This is a genomic window from Roseomonas sp. TAS13 (assembly GCF_001950415.1).
GTDB lineage: Bacteria > Pseudomonadota > Alphaproteobacteria > Acetobacterales > Acetobacteraceae > Roseomonas > Roseomonas mucosa.
In genome coordinates, this window is record NZ_BDLP01000490.1 from 1 (window position 1) to 2,683 (window position 2,683).

Annotated in this window: 4 protein-coding genes; all 4 read right to left on the minus strand. The window is 71.8% G+C overall.

Annotated elements, in window-relative coordinates; translation table 11 throughout:
- A partial coding sequence (locus tag ROTAS13_RS22560) for a pyridoxal phosphate-dependent aminotransferase family protein (RefSeq protein ID WP_216348722.1) occupies positions 1-856 on the minus strand: 856 nt, incomplete at its 3' end.
- Positions 853-1,062 (minus strand): acyl carrier protein, encoded by a 210-nt coding sequence (locus ROTAS13_RS22565; protein ID WP_202801244.1) that lies wholly within the window; start codon positions 1,060-1,062, stop codon positions 853-855. The genes ROTAS13_RS22565 and ROTAS13_RS22560, both read right to left, overlap by 4 nt.
- A 106-nt stretch (positions 1,063-1,168) precedes the next feature.
- On the minus strand, positions 1,169-2,515 hold the full coding sequence (locus ROTAS13_RS22570; protein WP_075823506.1) for a lipopolysaccharide biosynthesis protein: 1,347 nt from the start codon (positions 2,513-2,515) through the stop codon (positions 1,169-1,171).
- Entirely contained in the window at positions 2,512-2,667 is a 156-nt protein-coding gene (locus ROTAS13_RS28665; protein WP_371329268.1) for a glycosyltransferase, read from the minus strand. Before ROTAS13_RS28665 ends, ROTAS13_RS22570 begins: the two co-directional genes overlap by 4 nt.
- Between the last annotated feature and the right edge of the window lie 16 nt (positions 2,668-2,683).

The following is a 2,683-nucleotide window of genomic DNA, read 5'->3' on the forward strand; positions in this document are numbered from 1 at the left end:
GGGTCACCGAGGCGGCGATGGAGGGCGGCAGGGAGGCGGTGAACATGTAGGGCCGCGCCGAAAGCCGCAGCGCGTCGAAGCCCTCATGGTCCGAGGCCAGGAAGCCGCCGATCGCGCCCAGGCTCTTGCTGAAGGTTCCGACAACGAAATCGACCTCCGCCTCCACGCCCTCGGCCTCCGCCAGCCCGCGGCCGTTCTCGCCCAGCACGCCAAGGGAGTGCGCCTCGTCCAGCAGCAGCCAGGCCCCGGCCTCGCGCTTGACCTCGATGATCTCCCGCAGCGGCGCGGTGTCGCCCAGCATGCTGTAGATGCCCTCGACCACGATCAGCTTCTCCCCGGGCTGGGAGGAGAGCAGCCGGAGGCGCCGCCGCAGGTCGTCGGGGTCGTTGTGGCGGAAGCGGGTCACCTGGGCGCTGCCCAGCCGTGCCCCGTCATAGAGGCTGGCATGGCTGTCCGCGTCGAGCAGCAGGTGGTCGCCCCGCCCCGCCAGCGTCGAAAGCGCGCCGAGATTGGCCTGGTAGCCCGTGGTGAAGACCATGGCCGACCGGCGCTTCAGGAAGGCGGCCAGGCGCGCCTCCAGCGCCGCGTGCTCCCCATAGGTGCCGTTGGCGATGCGCGAGCCCGTGGTGCCGGTCCCCTGTTCCCGCGTTGCGGAAACGGCGGCCTCGATGCAATCGGGGTCAAGGGTCAGGCCGAGATAGTTGTTGGTTCCCAGCAGCAGGATGCGCCGCCCATCCAGCATGGCCTCGGTGGCGGACAGCACGGCGTCGAAGGTGACGCCGAAGGGACTGCGGCCGGCGGCGGACACGGCCGCGTGCTCTTCGTGCAACGCACGGAACTTGGACAGCACGGTCAGGAGGCCAGGCTGGGATCGCTGGTCACGACCCGGACGAGGTCGCCGATGGTCTCGATCTCCGTCATCCGGTCCATCGGGATGATGATGTCCAGACGGGTCTCCAGCACCATGATGAAATCGACGGCACCCACGGAGTCGAAATTCAGGTCCTTGAGGATGTTCGTGTCCATGGTGACGGGGCCTGTCAGCTTCCCCGTCTCTTCCAAGGCCGCGGTGATTTCCCGTAGGGCGGCCCGCTCATCCAGCATATCGTCTAACCCCTGTTCCCCAGCCTTCCCCCAGGCCCGGGACCGACTAACCCGTTCATGAAGTTTAATGCAAGTTTCGTTCTCCGGGGCTTTCGGATGTCACGGAGAGCCATTGCGCGGCCGGCATGGCCTGTCCGGCCAGCAGCAGCAGGGCCGACAGGACGGAGGCCAGCCCGGCCCCCGGCAGCCCGAAAGCCGCCAGTCCGCCCAGCGCCAGGGGCACATAGACCGCGGTGGCGAAGGCGCGCAGGCGCAGCGCCAGCCCGTGCCGTTGCACCGAGACCAGCAGGGGCTCCAGCGCGAAGCCGGCGAAGCTGATGGAGGCGGCGATGGCCAGGAGCAACATCACGTGATAGGCGCCGGCCGCGCCCGGCCCGCCCACGAAGCGGAGCAGCCATTCCCCCAGCGCGGCCAGGACCAGCAGGAACAGCGCGGCCAGGAGGGTGGACAGGGCGAGTCCCCGCAGCAGCAGCCGGCGCAGCGCATCCCGGTCCCTTGCCGCCGCCAGCCGGGCCAGCTCCGGATACAGGGCCGGGGTGAGGAAGCGGCTCGGCTTGAGCGCGGCCTCCCCGATCTGCCGTGCCAGGGCGAAGAGCGCCGCCTCGGCAGGGCCGAGCATCCAGCCCACGCAGAGCGTGGCCAGATGCGTCGAGCCGAGGGAAAGCGTGGTCATCAGGTTCGTGGACCAGGCGAAGCCCCAGATGCCGGGATGCGCTTCCGCCGCGCCCAGACGGGGGAGGCCTGTCCTTTGCAGCAGGCCACGGCGCGACACCTCCCCCCAGGCCGCCGCCATCAGCACGATCCCGCCCAGCACCGTCGCCAGGTACCAGGCGGCGAGGAAGCCCGGCAGCCCGGCCCCGCAGGCCGCCGCCAGCGCCGCGCCCAGCAGCCGGAACCCGGCCCCCATGGCATCCCGCCGCGCCAGCAGGTCGAAGCGGTCGAAGAGGCGCAGCAGCCCGATCGGCGTGGCGGTCACCATGAAGGCCGTGCTGGTGGCATAGAGGGCCGCCAGCGGCACCACCTCCGGCGGCCAGCCGAAGGAAGGCCCCAGGAACCAGGCCGCCAGGGCGCAGGCGAGGCTGCCCACCACCCCGGAGCCGAGATCCAGCCCCAGCGTGAAGCGCAGCAGCGCCTGGAAAGCCGGGCGCCGCTCCGGTCCCAGGCTGTCCGTGCCATAGCGCAGCACGGCCTGCCAGGACTGGAACTTCACCAGCGAGGAGGCGGTCTGGGCGAAGCCGTGCACCAGCACCAGCACACCCATCCCCGCCGGGCCGAGGCTCCGCATGGCGAGGCCGAAGGCGGCGAGGTTCAGCAGCGCCGTCGCCGCCTTGCCCCCGAGCACCAGCCCGGCATTCCGCAGGATGCGGCGGAACAGCGCGTCGGCGGTGGCCGCGCTGGCCGCCCGGCTCATGGCCGGGTCTCCGCCAGATGTGCCAGGATGTGGGCCGCCCGCGCGTCCCAGGTATAGGTCTCCAGCAGGACCGCCCGCGCCCGCGCGCCCAGCGCGGCCGCCCGCGCCGGATCGGCCAGCAAGGCCCGCGCCGCCGCCGCCCAGGCCGCCACATCCCCCGGCGGCAGC